We start from the raw sequence: 17,117 nt of genomic DNA on the forward strand, positions 1-17,117 counted from the left end.
GTACCGGCCCGACATGGTTTCTGTCTGGAGCGCGACCGCCGAGATTCCGTCGTACGACGAACTGCGGGCCGACGAGCATGCGGAGATAGTGGTGGTCGGCGGCGGTTGGGTCGGGCTGACCACGGCTCTGCTGCTCGCGCAGACCGGAGCGGACGTCGTACTGCTCGAAGCGCGCCGGCTCGGAGCCAGGACCAGCGGGAACACCACGGCCAAGGTCACGTCGCAGCACGGCGCGATCTACGCGGATCTCGTCGACCGCCACGGCAAGGACAAAGCCAGGTTGTACGCCGAGGCGAACCAGGCCGCGGTGGACCAGGTGGCCGGCCTCGTCCAGCAGTACGGGATCGACTGCGAGTTCCTCCGGACACCCGCTTACGTCTACTCCAGCGAGCCGGGCTCCTTGAAGGGTGAGGCGGAGGCGGCGATCTCTCTCGGTCTGCCGGCCGAGCTGACCGACGGCAGCGAGGTCGGCGTACCGGCGGTCGAGGCGGTGCGATTCGACGGGCAGGTTCAGCTGCATCCGGTGAAGTACCTCGCCGGGCTCGCCGCTGCCTTCACCGCTGCCGGCGGCCGGATCTACGAGCAGACGAGGGTCGTGGAACTGGACGAGGAAGACGACGGAGTGCAGGCCACGACGCAGGGCGGTCCGAAGGTCCGGGCCACCCATGCCGTCGTCGCCACCCTGCTCCCGTTCGGACTGACCGGCGGGTACTTCGCCAGGACGCGTCCGCAGCAGTCGCACGGAATCGCCGTCCGGTTGCCGGTCGAGGCACCCGTCGGGATGGCCATCTCGACCGGCTCGCCCGTCCGCTCCACCCGCCCCTGGCCCGGTGGCGGCCCGAACGGGCTGATCGTGGTCGGCGGCGGTCACGAGACCGGATCCGTCGAGGACACCGAAGCGATCTACCAGAGCCTGACCGACTGGGTCGGCTCGACCTGGAACTTCAGCTGCCGACCGGAGTACCGGTGGTCGGCGCACGACTACAGCACCCCCGACCTGATCCCGTACGTCGGCCGCTCGCCGGGCAGCCGGTCGACCTTCGTCGCCACCGGCATGCACAAGTGGGGGCTCAGCAACGGGACCGTTGCCGCAGGCATCATTCGCGACCTGATCACCGGCCGTGACAATCCGGCCGCCGGGCTCTACCACGCCGGCCGGATCGGCGACGCGCACGCCGTCGCCAAGCTGCTCAAGGACAATCTGAAAGTCGGCAAGGACTTCGCCACCGGACATCTCGGCCGCGCCGTGCACGGCGGCCTGGATCACCTGGAGGTCGGCCAGGGCGGTCTCTTCGAGATCGACGGCGACACCGTCGGGGCCTACCGCGACGAAGCCGGCGCTCTGCACACGGTCAAACCGATCTGCACGCACGTCGGCTGCGTGCTGAACTGGAACAACGCGGACACCACCTGGGACTGTAACTGCCACGGCTCCCGCTTCTCGCCCGACGGCGCAGTCCTGGACGGCCCCGCCACCAAGCCTCTGGACCGCACCTGACCGAAAGGGAACCGCAGTGACCACCAAACCCGCCGAGATCGGCGACCTGCGACTCGCAACCGTCGTCGTCAACTCGACCGACATGGACAGAACCGCGGCCTTCTGGTGCGCGGCTCTCGGCTACTCCGGCCCCGGCCAGATCGGCTCGAAGGACCAGTTCGCCAAGCTCACCGACCCCGACGGCACCGGGCCGGCCGTGCTGGTCCAGCGCGCCGAGGAGATCCCGGCCGGCCCCACTCCGGTCCATATCGACCTCTACACCCAGGATCGCGACCGCCACATCGAGCGGCTGACCGGACTCGGAGCGACCGTGGCCGACAACTGGGACTACCCGGCCGAGCACGAGTTCGTCGTCCTCCGCGATCCCGATGGCAACGAGTTCTGCGTCATCCAGGCCGACCCTTCGGACGAAGGTTCCTGACCGAACTCAGGACCGTGCACAAGATCGTCGAAAAAGCTGTGCATCAATCGCGCCGAGGTGGGTAACGAGTCGGCATTGCCTCTGACCGTGGTCCAGCCCGTGGCCACGCCCGTGACGACTGTCGCGAGGTCAATCATGATCACGAGCTTGAGCAGCACCGAACTACCCCCCACCCACTGCAACACCCCTCAGCAACGCGCTGAACGCGAAGCAGCCACCCAAGTGCTGCTGAACCAACGGGCAGCAGCCACCGATCCAGCCGAGCGGCAACGCCTGCTCGAAGACGTCGTGGAGCTGAACATCGAGATCGCCCGCGGCATCGCCCGCCGCTACCGCAACCGCGGCGCCGAAGCCGACGACCTCGAACAGGTCGCCTGCCTGGCACTGGTCAAAGCGGCCAGCGGCTACCAGCTCGACTCCGGCACCCCTTTCATCGCCTACGCCGTCCCCACCATCCGCGGCGAGATCAAGAGATATTTCCGCGACTCCACCTGGACGGTCCGGATCCCCCGTCGGCTCCAGGAGCTGCAGGGGGCCATCACCACCAAGGTGCCGGTACTGGAACAGCAGCTCAACCGGCAGCCCACCACCGAGGAGATCGCCGAGTACCTCGGCGCCACCGTCGAGGAGATCGACGAAGCCCGTGCCGCGAAAGGCTGTTTCAACGTCTTGTCACTCGACCGCCCCTCCGCCACCGACGACGGCCTCACCCTGGCCGACGCACTACCGGCACCGCCCGACCGGGAAGTCGAACACCTGGAAACACTCGACCAGCTGGCACCGCTCCTCGAACGGCTCGACGACCGGTCGCGGCGCATCCTGCACCTGCGATTCGTGGAGACGAAGTCGCAGAGCCAGATCGGGGAGGCCATCGGCTGTAGCCAGATGCAGGTCTCACGCCTGCTGAAGGCCACCCTCGAACGGCTCCGCGCCCAGCTGGACATCAACACCGTCGCCGCCTGACGTAGGTCAGGGCCTGAGCAGGATCTTCACGGCACCGTCCTGCTTCTGCTGGAACATCTCGTACGCCGCTGGGCCGTCGGACAACGCCAGGTGATGAGTGGCGAAGTCGTCGACGCGCAACGGATCCTCGTCGCCGAGCAACGGCAGGATCCGGTCGGCCCAGCGGTGTACGTTCGCCTGCCCCATCCGGAACTGGAGCTGCTTGTCGAACATGGTCAGCATCGGCAGCGGGTCGGCCATCCCGCCGTACACGCCGGACAGCGAGATCGTGCCGCCGCGGCGAACGACGTCGATCGCCAGGTAAAGCGCGGCCAGCCGGTCCACCCCGGCCGTGTCCATGAACTTCTGGGCCAGCGCGTCGGGCAGCAATCCGGCCAGTTGCTGGCCGGCCTTGGCCTTCGGTGAACCGTGCGCCTCCATCCCGACCGCGTCGATGACCGAGTCCGGGCCACGACCGTCGGTCAGGTTCCTGATCGCCTCCGCCACGTCGTCGGAGTACTCCAGGGTCTCGACGCCGTGCAGCCGCGAACGTTCCAGCCGCTCCGCGACCAGGTCGACCCCGATCACCCGGTAGCCGCGGTGCACCGCGATCCGGGTGGCCATGTCACCGATCGGCCCGAGGCCGAGCACGACCAGCGTGCCGCCGTTGGGCACCCCCGCGTACTCGACCGCCTGCCAGGCCGTCGGCAGCACGTCCGACAGGTAGACGAACCGGTCGTCCGACGGCCCTTTGGAAACCTTGATCGGCCCGTACTGCGCCTGCGGCACCCGTAGGTACTCCGCTTGCCCACCAGGCACCTGGCCGTACAACTTGGTGTAGCCGAACAAGGCCGCGCCCATTCCCTGCTCACGGACCTGCGTCGTCTCGCACTGCGTCTGCAGGTCTCGCTCACACATGAAACAGTGGCCGCAGGCGATCTGGAACGGCACCACCACCCGGTCGCCGACCGACAGATTCGGGACCTGCGAGCCGACCTCCTCGACGATGCCGATCGACTCGTGCCCGAGCACGTCACCGGCGTCCAGGTACGGCGCCATCACCTCGTACAGGTGCAGGTCCGATCCGCAGATGCCGGCCGAGGTGACCCGGATGATCGCGTCCGTCGGCTCCTGGATCTCCGGATCCGGGACCTCGCCGTACTCGACCTTCCGCTTTCCCTGCCAGGTGAGTGCCTTCACGGTGTGCCTCCATCGGGTCGGTTTCCGCCCCGGTACCCAGCAAGCCGCCGGTCAGCAGGAAGTTTCGCGCCAGGGAACCGGACCCGAAATCCCGATCCCTGGAGGCGAACCATGAGTTTCGACCGGCCCGGCCTCGACAAGCACCAGACCGTGACCGACACCGACCTCAACGACGCGCTGGAAGGCGGCGAACCCGACGAGAGCCTGCTGAACGCCGACCAGATCGAGCACGACGACGGGCAACGCTCCCCCGGGCCGGTGGACGAGGACAACCGTCGGCCGCCCGAGGATCAGGATGTCACCAGTGGCGACCAGGGTGCTCCGATCGAGCCGCCCGACTGACCAGCAGCATCGCCGTCAGCAGCAAGCCCGTCAGGGCCGGCGCCAGTCGTCCGAGGTCAGGTGGCTGCCGGCCATCGGGCCCATGTTGAGCATGCCGCCGTCCGCGGCGATGCTGGCGCCGGTCACATAGGAGGCGCCCGGCGAGGCCAGGAAGGCAATCACAGCAGCGATCTCGCGAGCATCACCCGGTCGTCCCAGTGGAACGCCGGGACGCTTCGTGTCGCGCGGGTCCTCGTCCTCTTGGCCGGTCATCGGTGTCGCGATCTCGCCCGGCGCCACCGCGTTCGCCGTGATCCCGTGCTCGCCCAGTTCCAGTGCCAACGTCTTGATCAGCAGGCCCAAGCCGCCCTTTGCCGCGTCGTACGGCGCGGCGCCGACCCGCGGCTGGTGCTCGTGCACACTGGTCACCGCGATCAGCCGGCCGCCGCGCCCCTGCTGGATCATCCGGCGGGCCGCTCGCTGAAAACACAGGAAGGCTCCGTCGAGGTCTACCGACAACACCTTGCGCCACTGCTCGAAGTCGAGATCGACGGCCAGCTCACTGGTACCGGTGCCGCTGTTGGCCAGCAGGACGTCGATTCCACCCAGGGACTCCGCCAGGTCGTCGATGACGTCCGCGGCCGCCGGCAGGTCGGTGAGATCCAGCTGCCGAACTTCCGCTGTCCGGCCGTGCGACCGAACCTCTTCCGCTGTCTGCTCCGCGCCGTCGGAGTCGCTGTGCCACGTCACCCCGACGTCGAAGCCGTTCTGGGCCAGGGCGACCGCGGTCGCCTTGCCGATTCCACTGTCCGATCCGGTCACTATCGCTGTAGGCATGAACCGCCGGTACCCCTTGATTAGACCTGAAACCGATCGGGTACTGACGGACCGGGTTCGGCAGGGAGCCCGAGACGGCCGCAGTGTGGGCCGGTACTGACGAAGGGCTCCCATGACCGACGCGATCGCCGCAGCCGGGTCGACGACCAGGGTCAGCTCCGTCCTGGACGGGGAGCGCCTCAGGGCGATCTTCTCCGGCACCGTGGCCGGAACCATCGGGTTCGAAGAGGAGCTTCTGCTGGTGAACCGGCAGGACTGGCTGCCCGCCGACGCCGCCGCTGTCGTGGCTGCCGTCGACGATCCCCGGATGAAGCCGGAACTGCCGGCCTCCCAGCTCGAGATCGCCACCACCGTCCACAAGGATGCGAGGTCGGCGATCGAAGAACTCCGCTCGTGCCGGCAGCTCGTCGCCGCCGGTTGCGACGCCGATCGCTCGGTCATCGCGGCGCCCGTCCATCCGCTGCTGAACGGGCCTGCCGCGCTGCGGGCTTCCGAGCGATCCGCCGGTCTGGAAGCTCGCTACCGCGGGATCATCCACCGGCAACTGGTCTCCTCCGTGCAGATCCATCTGGCTTTCGGCGATGCCGACCGCACCCTGGGCGTCTATCACGCCTTGCGTGAGTTGCTCCCGGAACTGGCGGCGCTGGCAGCGGCAGCGCCCTTCGCCGCCGGGCGGGACACCGGCCTCTGCTCGGTACGTCCCCTGATCGCCGGCGAGCTACCTCGCCAAGGTGTGCCACCGGCCATCGCGTCCTGGGACCAGTACGCCGCAGACCTCGCCTGGCTGGTCAGGGGCGGCGCGATGGCCGATACCTCGGAATGGTGGTGGGAGCTGCGGCCCCATCTCGCCTACGGCACCCTCGAACTGCGGGTCCTCGACGTTCAGTCGACAGTGGCCCAGACCAGCGCGATCGCCCGGTTCGTGCACGCGCTCGGCGCAGCTCTGGCCGAGTTGCACCAGCTGGCCGAGCTGCACCCGCCGGCACCCACCTGGCGGATCGAGGAGAACCGGTGGTCCGCTCTCCGGGATGGTGTCAGCGGCAACCTTCTCGACCTGCGCACCGGCGAATCGCGACCGACCCGCCGCCGCCTGCACGACCTCATCGACCTCGCCGAACCGTACGCGGCAGGCGGCCTGGACGACGTACGGGGAATGGTGGAGAAGCCACCGGTGGAGCATTTACGAGCACTCGGACCGCAACGGATAGTTCCCTGGCTGGCGGAGGTGTTCGCCGCATGAAGCTGCTGACTCTTCCCGGCGTCTTCGCTCCTATCTCCGACTCCTGGATGCTGGCCGAGGCCATCCGTTCCGAACCTATCGGCCCGGGTTCACGCGCGCTGGACGTGTGTACCGGCAGCGGCGTCCTGGCTCTCACCGCCGCAAGCTGCGGCGCGGCGACGACAGCGATCGATGTCTCCCGTCGAGCGCTGCTCACCGTTCGGCTCAACGCGTACCGGGCCGGTCTGCAGGTACGGACGTTGCGTGGCAGGACATTCGCGCCGCTCGCCGAAGAACGCCGGAAGAACCTCGCATCCCAGACCGGGGGCGGCTTCGACCTGATCGTGAGCAACCCGCCTTATGTCCCATCGCCGAGGCCCGACGTACCTCGTCGGGGCGCGAGCCGCGCGTGGGAGGCGGGCCACGACGGCCGGATCGTCCTCGACCAACTCTGCGACGAAGCACCAGCACACCTGCGCCCCGGCGGGGCACTGCTGCTCGTCCACTCGTCTCTCATCGGCACCGAGGCCACTTTGCAGCGCCTCCGTCGGGCCGGCCTGGTCGACGTCGAGGTACGGACCAGCAAGCGGGGCCCGCTCGGGCCGCTGATGCGCGCGCAGCAGGCCGCGGGCAACATCCCCGCCGACCTCGACGAGGAGGACGTGGTCATCATCCGCGGCACCGCACCGGCGAACCGGTAGCGGGCCGTTCAGCGAATCAGTGGTGCTCCCGGTCGAGCTGGGCGGTGAGCTTGTCGACCTTCGCCTCCAGCCGTTCCATGTCCTCGGCATCGACGCGGAAGATGATGTGCTTCGCACCGAGCAGCAGAATCGCCTGGAAGACCAGTTGGAGCCACTCGCTCTGCCAGTTCTCGAAGGTGCTGGCGAAGAAGTTGCTCAGGTAGTCAGCCCACAGGAACGCCTGTCCGTGCTCCTCCTGATCGCCGCGGAACTCGCTCAGCTGGGTGAAGAACTGGCCGATCCAAGACCCGAGGAACAGGACGGCCAGTACGTAGACGGCGCCCCAGCGCCGAGCATGACTCTCCGGCCGGCGGTTCGGCCGCGGGTCCGGTGCCAACTCATCACTTGGATTCATGCCGATCCGGTACCCAACGACCGTTTCTTCATCCCGCCGCCCTGGCAACTCGTTGCGGTCGGCAACCGGGGATCGGGTTACAGCAGGCGCGGCGGGGTACCGCGCGCCATGAGACTTACTCCACTGCGCACGGCCCGTCGGCAGTTGAACAGCTACTGGGCCGCCGCGACGATCCACCTGGTGGCGGTCGTCTTCGACCTGAAAGCACTCCAGTTGCTGTCCAAGGCGGCGTTGATGCCTTCGCTGGCCTCCTGGGTGTACGAGCAACAGGGTTCGCCGCTGCTCGTCGCCGCGCTGCTCGCCTCGGCCGTCGGCGACCTGTTGATGGAGATCGACCAGATCTTGCCGGCGATGGCCGCGTTCTCGGCAGCTCACGCTTGCTACATCGCCTTGTTCTCCCGCGGAACGCGGCACCGGTCCTGGGTCGCGCCGACGGCGTACTGTCTGCTCGGGCTGGCGGCCATGGTTACGTTCTGGCCCGGACTCGGTCTGTACCGCGCGCCCGTCACCGCCTATGCGGCCATGCTGACGGCAACCGCGGTCACCTCACTTTGGTACGGCGGTCGCGCGGGCGTCGGTGGGGCACTGTTCCTCGCCTCGGACACGCTGATCTGCGCCAAGCTCGCCGGTCACGACTTCCCGCTCAGATCCCTACTGCTGAAGGCAGCGTACGGTGCCGGTCAGCACCAGATCGCCGTCGGGGTGACCAGCCGGGCCCGGCTCTGACTCACGCGGGAACAGCGGTCACGACGATGTTGTCGCTGTAGCCACGGCCCGGTACGTAGGAGCCGCCACAGGTGATCATCACCAGCCGAGCCGGTCCGACCCGGCTGAACAACGACTTCGGCAGGCTGGTCTTGCGATAGGTCTGCACCGAGGAGACCCGATAGGAGGCCGTGCCGGCGATCGTCTCGATCACGATCCGGCTGCTCGCCGGCAGCTGACCGATCCCGGCGAACACTCCGACGCGCCCTTGATCGTCGTCCAGATGCGCGGCCAGCACCGTCGTACCCACCTGCCCAGGAACACTGCCGCCGGTCCACCACCCGACCTGCCCGACGGGAGGAAGCATCAACGATCGATCACCCCGTACGCCGACAGCGACCACCGGCGCCTTGACCTGCCCCGGCACCGAAACCGCGGTCGGCAAGCCGGGAACCCTTTCTGGCCGCTTCGGTGTCGCCCTGGTCGGCGGCGCGGGAAGCGGAGTCGCAGGAATCACCGGCTCCGCGAACACCCGGACCGGAGCGGCGGTGCCGATCCTGGCAGCACCCTCAACAGGGCGGGCATCGTCAGTGACGGCACCTGTCAGGCCTGCCGCCATCAACAGCAGACCTGCCACGACGACCAGGTACCCGGCCGTACGCCGGATACCTGGTCGCTCGTGAACTGTCATACCAAAGCGCGCCGGCGACGCAGCAGAACCAGGCCGGCCACCGCCGCGGCCGCTCCGGCACCCACGAGCAGACCGTCGGCACCCGAGCCCTGCGAGCGCGCGGGTACGGCGTCCGCTCCGGTCCGGCCGGCATCCACAGCCCCCGGCATCCCCATGGCCTCGGCCTGAGCCATGAACTTGTGGTGGTGCTCCGCCACCACCGGTGCCGCCGCGGCGGCGTTCTTCTTCACCGCCGCGTCCTGACCGGCCTGAAGTTCCTTCTTGCCGAGCTGCAAGGTCTTGGCGTGGCCGGCGATCTGGCCCGCCACGAACAACGCGTCGAACTCACCAGCCGGCGCGGCCGCCAGCTTCGCCTGCAGCGCGCGCTGCTCAGCGTTCGGTGCCGCGGGCAACGAAACCTTCTTGGCCGCGGCCACTTGGCGCACGGCGGCGTCCAGCTTGGTGTGATCTCTTACCAGCAAGGCACCGAGCTCCTTCACCGCTTCACTGGAACCCTTCGACTGGGCCAGCTTGCCGGTGGCGATCTCCGCCAGGTTGGACTGGTGTGCCCCTTGCAGATAGGCCCGATCCTGGGCGTTCAGCGCGGTCGGCGTCGCGGAGGCACCGGCCACGGTTCCACAGGCGATCAAACCGACGGCCGCGATGACCGACAGCGGACGAAAAACGAGTCGACGAAGCATCGAGCTGCTTCCTTCCCAGAGGCGATGGAGCGCCCCCGGTACCCCGCGGATCGCGAGTTATCAGAACTTGTGCGAACCGGACCGCCGGCTCGCCCGGCTACTGCCGTTGCGGCAAATTCCCGGGCAGCCGGCGAGTGCCGATCAGCTCCTGCGCGACGTCGCGCAGCTTGCGGTTGTGGGCCTGGGAGTAGCGCCGCAGTACGGCGAACGCCTGATCGGCGTCCAGATCGAACCGCTCCATCAGGATTCCCATCGCCTGACCGACCAGCTTGCGGGCGTCGACGGCCTGGACCATCGTCGCGTCGCGCCGGGCGGTGGCGACCGCGACGGACGCGTGCCGGGCCAGGATGTGCGCGATCGCCTCGTCGTCGGCGCTGAACGCGCGCGGCTCCAAGCTGTACAGCGACAGCACGCCGACCGGCTGGCCGGCGGCGAGCATCGGCACATGCAGCACGCTGCCGACGCCTCGCTCCAGGGCGATCGCCCGCCACCACGGCCATTGGTCGGTCGCCGTGATATCGCAGACGTAGACGGTACGGCCGCCGATCGCCTCCACCATCGGCCCGTCCTGAGCCTCGATCTGTGCCCGGTAGATCGCGTCGACCACCGGGTCGGTCACTGCGGCGATCTCGATCCGTCCGCCCCGGCCGCGCAGCGCGACCCCCGCGTACGCACAACTCTCGGCCTGCAGCGCGAACTGCACCACTGCCTCGACCGTCTCTTCCATCCCGCCCGCGTCGTGCAGCTCGAGCGCGAGCCGCGCGAAGGCATCCGCCGCGAACGGCTCCCCGGGACTGAACCTCACCACATCGAACTCCTGCTCGCAGACGCCTCAGCGGGCGCCCACGTCCCTGGAGCGGTCCTGGGTGTAATCATGCCCTGTTCGAGGCGTTCCTTCCACCTGCCGGGTCAGAGCGTGGCGAGCAGCGGGACGAGCGTGTGCCAGTTGGCCCGGGTTGCCTCGGCGGCGGCCTCGGCATCGGCTGCTTCGCAGTGGGCGACGATCTGTTCGTGCTGGGCCACCGACTCGCGGCCGTTCAGGGAGCCGAAACGAAGGCGTTCAAGGCGGCGCAGTACGGGCGTGTACTGCTCGAGGACGGCGGCGACGGCCGCATTGGCACTGACCCGGACCGGTACGGCGTGGAAGTCGTCGTCGGCCTGCAGCGCGGCGTCGATCCGCCCTTTGCTCAGCGCGGCGCCGAAGCGTTCGTTCGCGGCCCGCATCTCGGCCAGGTCGGACTGGATCAGTTGCGGAACCGCTTCGCGGACGGCGAGCTCGTGCATCGCCGCCGTGACCGCCTGCGCCTCCCGCAGCGCGCGGGCGTCGAGCGGGCTGACCATCGTGTAGCGCCCCGGCTTGGTCTGCACCAGGCCGGCCTGCTCGAGGCGGGCGAGCGCCTCCCGGACCGGCGTACGGCTGACGCCGAGCCAGTCCGAGAGGTCGGCGTCGTTGAGGCGCTCACCCGGCGCGAACTCGCCTTTGACGATGGCGTCGCGGATCGCCCGGTAGGCGTCCTCCCGCAGCAGCGAGCGGGAAACGACTCCACGTTCTTTGGGCACCGGCATGCGGAATATTGCACGCCGCACGGCGCCCGCTGTCAACTCGCCCGGCTGCTGAGGGCCTCGCGTCCGTGCGGAGTGTGCCAACCGGAGAGGTCCGGACCCTTGGGCACGATCTGGGTGGGGTTGATGCCGGTGTGAACCACGTAGTAATGCGTCTTGATCTGGTCGAAGTCGATCGTGTCGCCGAACCCCGGGGTCTGGAAGAGGTCGCGGGCATAGGCCCACAGAACCGGCAGTTCGGTGAGCTTGTCCCGGTTGCACTTGAAGTGCCCGTGATAGACGGCGTCGAAGCGGGCCAGCGTGGTGAAGAGCCGGACATCGGCCTCGGTGATGCTGTCGCCCACCAGGTACCGCCGGTCCGTCAGTCTTTCCGACAGCCAGTCGAGGGCCACGAACAGCCGGTCGTACGCCGCGTCGTAGGCGTCCTGCGAGCCGGCGAACCCACAGCGGTAGACCCCGTTGTTGACCTCGGTGTAGATGCGCTGGGCAACTTCGTCGATCTCGGCCCGGAGCGGTTCGGGGTACAGCTGCGGAGCACCCTCGCGGTGGTAGGCCGTCCACTCGGTCGACAGGTCGAGCGTCAGCTGGGCGAAGTCGTTGGTCACCACGGCACCGGTGGTCACGTCGACGATCGCGGGCACCGTGATGCCCTTGGCATAGTCGGGATCACGCTTGAAGTACGCGTCCTGCAGGCGCGGGATCTTCAGCACCGGGTCGACGCCGCCCGGGTCGAGGTCGAAGGTCCAGCTGCGCTCGTCGTGGGTGGGACCGCAGTACCCGATCGACAGTACGTCCTGCAACCCGAGCAGGCTGCGGACGATGATCGCCCGGTTCGCCCACGGGCAGGCACGCGCGACCACCAGCCGGTACCGGCCCGGCTCGACCGGGAAGCCGTCCCGGCCGTCGGCGGTGATCCGGGTGGAGATGTAGTCGCTGTCGCGGTTGAACTCGCCCTTGGCATTCACAGCTCCAGCGTGCCACTTCGCTGGGCTGCGGGCATGGTGGAAGGTGTCGGGCCGAGACCGCGCGAGGCGCGCGTACCCCCTCAGGACACAACATTCCCCAGGTTCTACAGCCATCCCCGGCGGCCGGCCTGGATGCCCGCCTGGAAGCGGGTGGCGGCGCCGAGCTCGGCCATCAGCTCCGCGACCCGGCGGCCGACGGTCCGCTGGGTCACGCCGAGCGTGCGGGCGATGGCGCTGTCCTTCATGCCGGACGACATCAGCGACAGCAACTGCCGGTCCTGCTCGGACGGCCCGCCCCGGCCCCGGGCGGCACGGCGCTGCCCCGGACCCGATTCGTTGCCAACGGCATCCAGTACGCCGTCCGTCAGCACCGCCACCGGCGTCGCCTGCTGCCACATCGACTCGAAGCAGATCACCAGCGCCTCGAGCAGCGGCGACGCGTGCACCAGCAGCCGCATGCCGTTCTCGGCGGGGTCCAGCGACAGCGGCAGGATCGCGACCCGGCGGTCGATGATCTGCATCTTCATCGCGGTCACCGGCAGGGTCCTGGCCTGCTCCCCGGCCCGCACATAGCCGACCAGTTGCTCGAAGTGTCCGGGCAGTTCGAGCGCCGGTCCGTCGTAGACACAGCGGTACGACACTCCGCGCCCGAGCGCCTGCATCTCTTCGAGGTTCGGCACCGGACGCCCGTGGATGTACGGCGGGGAGTCGACCATCAGCACCTCTTCGCGAGCCCCCAGCTGCAACTGGGCCAGCTGTTGCTGGATCGCCTCACTGCCCTCGATGACCTCCAGCAGATCGACGGAACTCCGCCCTGGCGCCTGCCGCACCCGCGATGCCAGCTCACGCGCGTCGGCCCGCAGCCGTTCGAGTTGCTCCTGCCTGCGAGCGACCAGCGCATCCACGGCGACATCGGGCGGAGCGGGAACGTACCGCGGCGGTCGCGCGACCAGCTTCGTCACCAGTCCGGCCGCCACCAGGTTCGCCAGCGCACGGCGTACTCCGGACGGCGAGATGTCCAGCTGGTCGGCCAGTTCGCCCGGTGTGATCCTCGGCGCGTCGGCGATCGCCAGGAACACCCGGCTGTCCGTCTCCGACAACCCGACCGGCTCTAACAGGAACCCCATCCGCTGACACTAACCTCCGCCGGCTCCGGCCAGTTTGCTGTACGTCGCGAGCTGGGCGCCGGTCACGAAGCCTGCTCGGGTGCAGATCATGTGGGCGCCCACGCGGCCGTGGCCGTCGTCGGCCGTGAGGTTGTGATCGTCGAGGAAGCCGATCACCTGACGCACCCCCAGGCGGTGCAGATGCCGCAGGCAGGCGTTCAGCAGCTGGGCGCCAAGACCCTGCCCGCGATGGTCGGGATGCACCTCGATCCAGTGCACCATCCCGTGCCCGGGAGTGAGCACCGACACCGTCGCCGCGGCCAGCCGGGGGATGGTGAGCCGATGACGACGGGCATTGGCCGTCACCTCGATCCGCGGCGGATCCGGCAGCGCCATGGGCGCCGAGGGCAGCGACCGGAAGAGGTACCGCCCGGCCGGGATCGCGGCAAACCCCCTGGCCAGCAACGCTTCTTCCGTCGTACGGCGAACCGTCGGCAACCCCGCGGCCACCGGCCCGACTCCTCCGGAGGTGAAGGCCTCGATGACCTCGCAACCGGTCAAGCGGGCGATCGCATGGTCCAGCAACTCGCCGACCACAGCCGGTTCCTCGCGCGCGTGCAGCCACCTGATCGAGCCGACGTCACCCGTGCTGTCGCGAGCGATCTCGGCGGCACCGAGCACGCGGTCCCCGATCGCCACGAAGGATCGTGGCGCCGTGGGGCCGGGGCACGACGGCGTACCGCTCAGCCCGGTGGCTCTGAGCAGCTCACCCGGATGGCAGGGCGGCAGGCCCGGCAGCCCGTCCGCAGTGATCAGGTCGACCACACCGGCCAGATGGCTGCGGGTCATCGGACGGACCACGGACACACGCTGCGCGGAACCCACCGCCGCCTCCTCCCGGTTCGAGGCTGCTGCGGCATCTCGCCGGCGACCCGAATACAGCTCCCCTCGTCCGTCAGCTCTCAGCCGCAGCAGCGCGCTCACCATAGCCACGGACAGCCGTCCGGAAACGGACAATGTCTGCTACTGGCAACGGATTGTCTCGGCAGGCGATACGGCCTCCGCAGCGGTCGCCGATCCGGGACAGTGGAACCGTCCAATTGTCTAGTAAGTCAGGTGGAATAGATGACTACTGCCGAAGCGCAGGCCCAGCTCAACGACGTGAACCTCGCCGCCGTCGGAGCGCTGGCCGAGGCGATCCAGGCGGACCCCGCCAAGGCCGGCACGACCTGGGCGGCGCACGTCAGCTGGAAGGGCGGGTTCGCCTCCGAGTCGCGGGTGCGGAGCTTCCCGCCGGTGCCGTCCGACGAACCGGCCGGCCTCGGCGGCGGTGACCAGGCACCCAACCCGGTCGAGCAACTGCTCGGTGCGCTGGGCAACTGCCTGGCAGTCGGCTACGCGGCCAACGCCAGCGTCGCCGGGATCGCGATCGACGAGCTGACCATCGACCTGAAGGGCGACCTCGACCTGAAGGTCTTCCTCGGCCTGGCCGAGGGGCATGCCGGCTTCGACTCGATCACCGCGACGGTGCGGCTGAAGTCGGCCGCCGCCCCGGAGCAGCTCGCCGCGTTGCACCAGCGCGTGCAGGCATCGTCGCCGGTCGGCCACACCCTGAGCAGCGCCGTACCGGTCACCATCACCGCGGCCTGAACGACGAAAGCTCTCGGCGTCAGCGGGTTCGCCGATGCCGAGAGCTGCCGTTGCAGGTCAGGTCAGGTCAGGTCAGCCTGGACGGCTGCCCGGATCATGTCGTCCCGCGGGACGACCTTGACCCGCTCGCGGCCCTGGTCCTGGCCGAGCGCGATCTCGTGAGCGTCCAGCCGGGTCCAGCCTTCGGCGTCGACCACGGTCGCGCCGCGGTCGGCCAGGTGCCGGAGAATCGCGTCCGGGTCGGACACCTCGGGCCGCGGCAGGCCGTCGAGGTCCTCGAGCAGGCAGGCGATCGTCTCGGCCGCGTCCGACTTGGTGTGCCCGATCAGGCCGATCGGCCCCCGCTTGATCCAGCCCGTGACGTAGGTCCCGGTCAGCGGCACGTCGTCCATGTCCAGCACCCGGCCGCGATCGTTCGTCATCACGCCCGCCTGGTGGTCGAACGGCAGACCGGGCAGATGCGAGGAGAGGTACCCGACCGCGCGGTAGACCGCCTGCACCGGTGTGTCGACGTACTCGCCGGTGCCCTTGACGGTGCCGTCACCCTGCAGCTCGGTGCGCTCGGTACGCAGCGCCTCGACCCGGTCGGTGCCCAGAATCTCGACCGGCGCATGGCACAGGTGGATGTGGATCCGGTGCGCCGCGCCCGTCGGCTCGGCCTCGAGGTACTTCAGCAGGGTGTCGACCATCAGCCGGGTGCCCTTGCTGGAGTTGATCGCCTGCTGGCTCGCCTCGTCGATCTCGAAACCCTCGGGGTGCACGATCACGTCCACCGACGGCGAGTGCGACAGCTCGCGCAGCTCCATCGGGGTGAACTTGATCTGCGCCGGGCCGCGGCGCGCGAAGACGTGCACATCCGTGGCCTGATTCGCCTTCAGCCCCTGGTAGACGTTATCCGCGATCTCGGTGGTGAGCTGCTCGTCGGCCGGCTTGGCCAGCATCCGGGCCACGTCCAGCGCGACGTTGCCGGCGCCGATCACCGCGACGTGACGAGCCTCCAGCGGCCACTCCCGCGGTACGTCGGGGTGGCCGGCGTACCAGCTGACGAAGTCCGCGGCGCCGTGGCTGCCGGGCAGGTCGACGCCCGGGACGGCCAGCTCGCGGTCGGTGATCGCGCCGGTCGCGAAGATCACCGCGTCGTAGTGCCGCCGCAGGTCCTCGAGCTTGAGATCGACACCGAACTCGACGTTGCCGAGGAACCGGATCCGGTCCCGGCCGACGACGCGGTGCAGCGCCTTGATGATCTCCTTGATCCGCGGGTGGTCCGGCGCGACGCCGTACCGCACCAGGCCGAACGGAGCAGGCAGCCGCTCGATCAGGTCGACGTGGGCGCCGTCGTGTTCCTTGGTCAGAATATCGGCCGCGTAGATACCGGCGGGCCCGGCGCCGACGACGGCAACTCGGAGGTCCCTCACAGGTCTCCCCAATGTATATAGGTAAGGCTTACCTAACCACACTAGAGGATTGCTTCCCGCGAACCTAACGCTTGAGACTCAGTTCACAAGCTCGTCTGACGCCAGTCTAGAGGGTGGCCCGCGCTCGTCTGCTCAGGTGACCAATCCGTGGCGGTAGGCGTAGACGACGGCCTGCACGCGGTCGCGGAGGCCGAGTTTGGTGAGGATGCGGGAGACGTAGGTCTTGACCGTCTCCTGGCTGATCACCAGGGCCGTGGCGATCTCGCTGTTGGACAGACCGTCCGCGATCAGGTGGAGGACCTCGAGTTCGCGTGGGGTCAGCGTGATGTCGGCGGAGGGGTCCTCGACGGGCCGGATGCGGGCGGCGTACCGGCCGACGAGTTGGCGGGTCACCTCCGGGGCCAGCAGGGCGGCACCGCCGGCGACCGTCCGAATGCCGTTGAGGAGCTGCGCCGCGGGTGCGTCCTTGAGCAGGAATCCGCTGGCGCCGGCGCGCAAGGCCTCGTACACGTACTCGTCCAGGTTGAAGGTCGTCACCACCAAGACCTTGGCCGGCCGCGCGACACCGGCACCGGCCAGCAGCCGCGTCGCCTCGATGCCGTCGAGGACCGGCATCCGGACGTCCATCACGACCACGTCGGGCTGCAACCGGCCCGCCAGCTCCACCGCGGCGCGGCCGTCGCCACACTCCCCCACCACCTCGAGATCCGGCTGCGCGTCGATGATGGTGGCGAAGCCGGTCCTGATCAGGGCCTGGTCGTCACAGACCAGCACCCGTACCGGCGCCGTCATGCCACCCTCCCGGCAAG

20 protein-coding genes are annotated in these 17,117 nt (G+C 69.0%); 8 read left to right on the plus strand and 12 right to left on the minus strand.

Annotated elements, in window-relative coordinates; all coding sequences use genetic code 11:
* The first annotated feature begins 13 nt into the window (after nt 1–13).
* The 3 genes from OX958_RS26415 (at nt 14) to OX958_RS26425 (ending at nt 2,882) form a co-directional block, all read left to right on the plus strand.
* The gene (locus OX958_RS26415) at nt 14–1,498 is read left to right on the plus strand and encodes an FAD-dependent oxidoreductase (protein ID WP_270132289.1); all 1,485 of its coding nucleotides are present in this window, start codon (nt 14–16) and stop codon (nt 1,496–1,498) included.
* A gap of 16 nt (nt 1,499–1,514) precedes the next feature.
* On the plus strand, nt 1,515–1,919 hold the full coding sequence (locus OX958_RS26420; protein WP_270132291.1) for a VOC family protein: 405 nt from the start codon (nt 1,515–1,517) through the stop codon (nt 1,917–1,919).
* A 135-nt stretch (nt 1,920–2,054) separates the two neighbouring features.
* Entirely contained in the window at nt 2,055–2,882 is an 828-nt protein-coding gene (locus tag OX958_RS26425; RefSeq protein ID WP_270132293.1) for a SigB/SigF/SigG family RNA polymerase sigma factor, read from the plus strand.
* A 6-nt stretch (nt 2,883–2,888) separates the two neighbouring features.
* On the opposite strand, the gene OX958_RS26430 is transcribed toward OX958_RS26425, so the two are convergent.
* Nucleotides 2,889–4,061 carry a zinc-dependent alcohol dehydrogenase gene (locus tag OX958_RS26430; RefSeq protein WP_270132295.1) on the minus strand — a complete coding sequence of 391 codons (1,173 nt, stop codon included), beginning with the start codon at nt 4,059–4,061 and terminating at the stop codon, nt 2,889–2,891.
* A gap of 111 nt (nt 4,062–4,172) precedes the next feature.
* Between OX958_RS26430 and OX958_RS26435 the strand changes: the two genes are divergently transcribed.
* Nucleotides 4,173–4,403 carry a hypothetical protein gene (locus OX958_RS26435; RefSeq protein WP_270132297.1) on the plus strand — a complete coding sequence of 77 codons (231 nt, stop codon included), beginning with the start codon at nt 4,173–4,175 and terminating at the stop codon, nt 4,401–4,403.
* Between the two features lie 30 nt (nt 4,404–4,433).
* On the opposite strand, the gene OX958_RS26440 is transcribed toward OX958_RS26435, so the two are convergent.
* Nucleotides 4,434–5,219, minus strand: coding sequence for an SDR family oxidoreductase (locus tag OX958_RS26440; protein ID WP_270132300.1), 786 nt, complete (start codon nt 5,217–5,219; stop codon nt 4,434–4,436).
* A 112-nt stretch (nt 5,220–5,331) separates the two neighbouring features.
* Here OX958_RS26440 and OX958_RS26445 point away from each other — a divergent pair, with 112 nt between their 5' ends.
* Nucleotides 5,332–6,459 carry a carboxylate-amine ligase gene (locus tag OX958_RS26445; RefSeq protein ID WP_270132302.1) on the plus strand — a complete coding sequence of 376 codons (1,128 nt, stop codon included), beginning with the start codon at nt 5,332–5,334 and terminating at the stop codon, nt 6,457–6,459.
* Nucleotides 6,456–7,139 carry a methyltransferase gene (locus OX958_RS26450; protein ID WP_270132304.1) on the plus strand — a complete coding sequence of 228 codons (684 nt, stop codon included), beginning with the start codon at nt 6,456–6,458 and terminating at the stop codon, nt 7,137–7,139. Before OX958_RS26445 ends, OX958_RS26450 begins: the two co-directional genes overlap by 4 nt.
* A gap of 16 nt (nt 7,140–7,155) precedes the next feature.
* Here the strand turns inward: OX958_RS26450 and OX958_RS26455 are convergent, their stop codons facing one another.
* Complete coding sequence (locus tag OX958_RS26455; RefSeq protein WP_270132307.1) at nt 7,156–7,533, minus strand: DUF6766 family protein; 378 nt, start codon at nt 7,531–7,533, stop codon at nt 7,156–7,158.
* Between the two features lie 108 nt (nt 7,534–7,641).
* Between OX958_RS26455 and OX958_RS26460 the strand changes: the two genes are divergently transcribed.
* Nucleotides 7,642–8,259: a lysoplasmalogenase family protein gene (locus tag OX958_RS26460; RefSeq protein ID WP_270132309.1), complete on the plus strand. Its 618-nt coding sequence runs from the start codon at nt 7,642–7,644 to the stop codon at nt 8,257–8,259.
* Nucleotide 8,260: 1 nt separating this feature from the next.
* On the opposite strand, the gene OX958_RS26465 is transcribed toward OX958_RS26460, so the two are convergent.
* The 7 genes from OX958_RS26465 to OX958_RS26495 form a co-directional block, all read right to left on the minus strand.
* Nucleotides 8,261–8,929: a class F sortase gene (locus OX958_RS26465; RefSeq protein ID WP_270132311.1), complete on the minus strand. Its 669-nt coding sequence runs from the start codon at nt 8,927–8,929 to the stop codon at nt 8,261–8,263.
* Nucleotides 8,926–9,609 carry a DUF4142 domain-containing protein gene (locus OX958_RS26470; protein WP_270132312.1) on the minus strand — a complete coding sequence of 228 codons (684 nt, stop codon included), beginning with the start codon at nt 9,607–9,609 and terminating at the stop codon, nt 8,926–8,928. Before OX958_RS26470 ends, OX958_RS26465 begins: the two co-directional genes overlap by 4 nt.
* 97 nt (nt 9,610–9,706) lie before the next feature.
* On the minus strand, nt 9,707–10,417 hold the full coding sequence (locus OX958_RS26475; RefSeq protein WP_442913224.1) for a GAF and ANTAR domain-containing protein: 711 nt from the start codon (nt 10,415–10,417) through the stop codon (nt 9,707–9,709).
* A 101-nt stretch (nt 10,418–10,518) separates the two neighbouring features.
* Nucleotides 10,519–11,175, minus strand: a complete 657-nt coding sequence (locus OX958_RS26480; protein WP_270132314.1) for a GntR family transcriptional regulator — start codon at nt 11,173–11,175, stop codon at nt 10,519–10,521.
* A 32-nt stretch (nt 11,176–11,207) separates the two neighbouring features.
* Nucleotides 11,208–12,137: a glutathione S-transferase family protein gene (locus OX958_RS26485; RefSeq protein WP_270132316.1), complete on the minus strand. Its 930-nt coding sequence runs from the start codon at nt 12,135–12,137 to the stop codon at nt 11,208–11,210.
* A 104-nt stretch (nt 12,138–12,241) separates the two neighbouring features.
* Nucleotides 12,242–13,264, minus strand: a complete 1,023-nt coding sequence (locus OX958_RS26490; RefSeq protein ID WP_270132317.1) for a helix-turn-helix transcriptional regulator — start codon at nt 13,262–13,264, stop codon at nt 12,242–12,244.
* A 9-nt stretch (nt 13,265–13,273) separates the two neighbouring features.
* Entirely contained in the window at nt 13,274–14,092 is an 819-nt protein-coding gene (locus OX958_RS26495) for a GNAT family N-acetyltransferase (protein WP_270132318.1), read from the minus strand.
* Between the two features lie 276 nt (nt 14,093–14,368).
* Between OX958_RS26495 and OX958_RS26500 the strand changes: the two genes are divergently transcribed.
* A complete protein-coding gene (locus OX958_RS26500; RefSeq protein ID WP_270132320.1) occupies nt 14,369–14,893 on the plus strand; it encodes an OsmC family protein in 525 nt (174 codons plus the stop codon).
* Between the two features lie 62 nt (nt 14,894–14,955).
* Here the strand turns inward: OX958_RS26500 and OX958_RS26505 are convergent, their stop codons facing one another.
* Together OX958_RS26505 and OX958_RS26510 are read right to left on the minus strand one after the other, a co-directional pair.
* Nucleotides 14,956–16,308, minus strand: a complete 1,353-nt coding sequence (locus OX958_RS26505) for an FAD-dependent oxidoreductase (protein ID WP_270132321.1) — start codon at nt 16,306–16,308, stop codon at nt 14,956–14,958.
* Nucleotides 16,309–16,440: 132 nt separating this feature from the next.
* Entirely contained in the window at nt 16,441–17,100 is a 660-nt protein-coding gene (locus OX958_RS26510; RefSeq protein WP_270132323.1) for a response regulator, read from the minus strand.
* Nucleotides 17,101–17,117: the final 17 nt, after the last annotated feature.

Origin of the sequence: Kribbella sp. CA-293567 (genome assembly GCF_027627575.1) — a bacterium.
In the GTDB taxonomy this organism is placed as follows: Bacteria; Actinomycetota; Actinomycetes; order Propionibacteriales; family Kribbellaceae; genus Kribbella.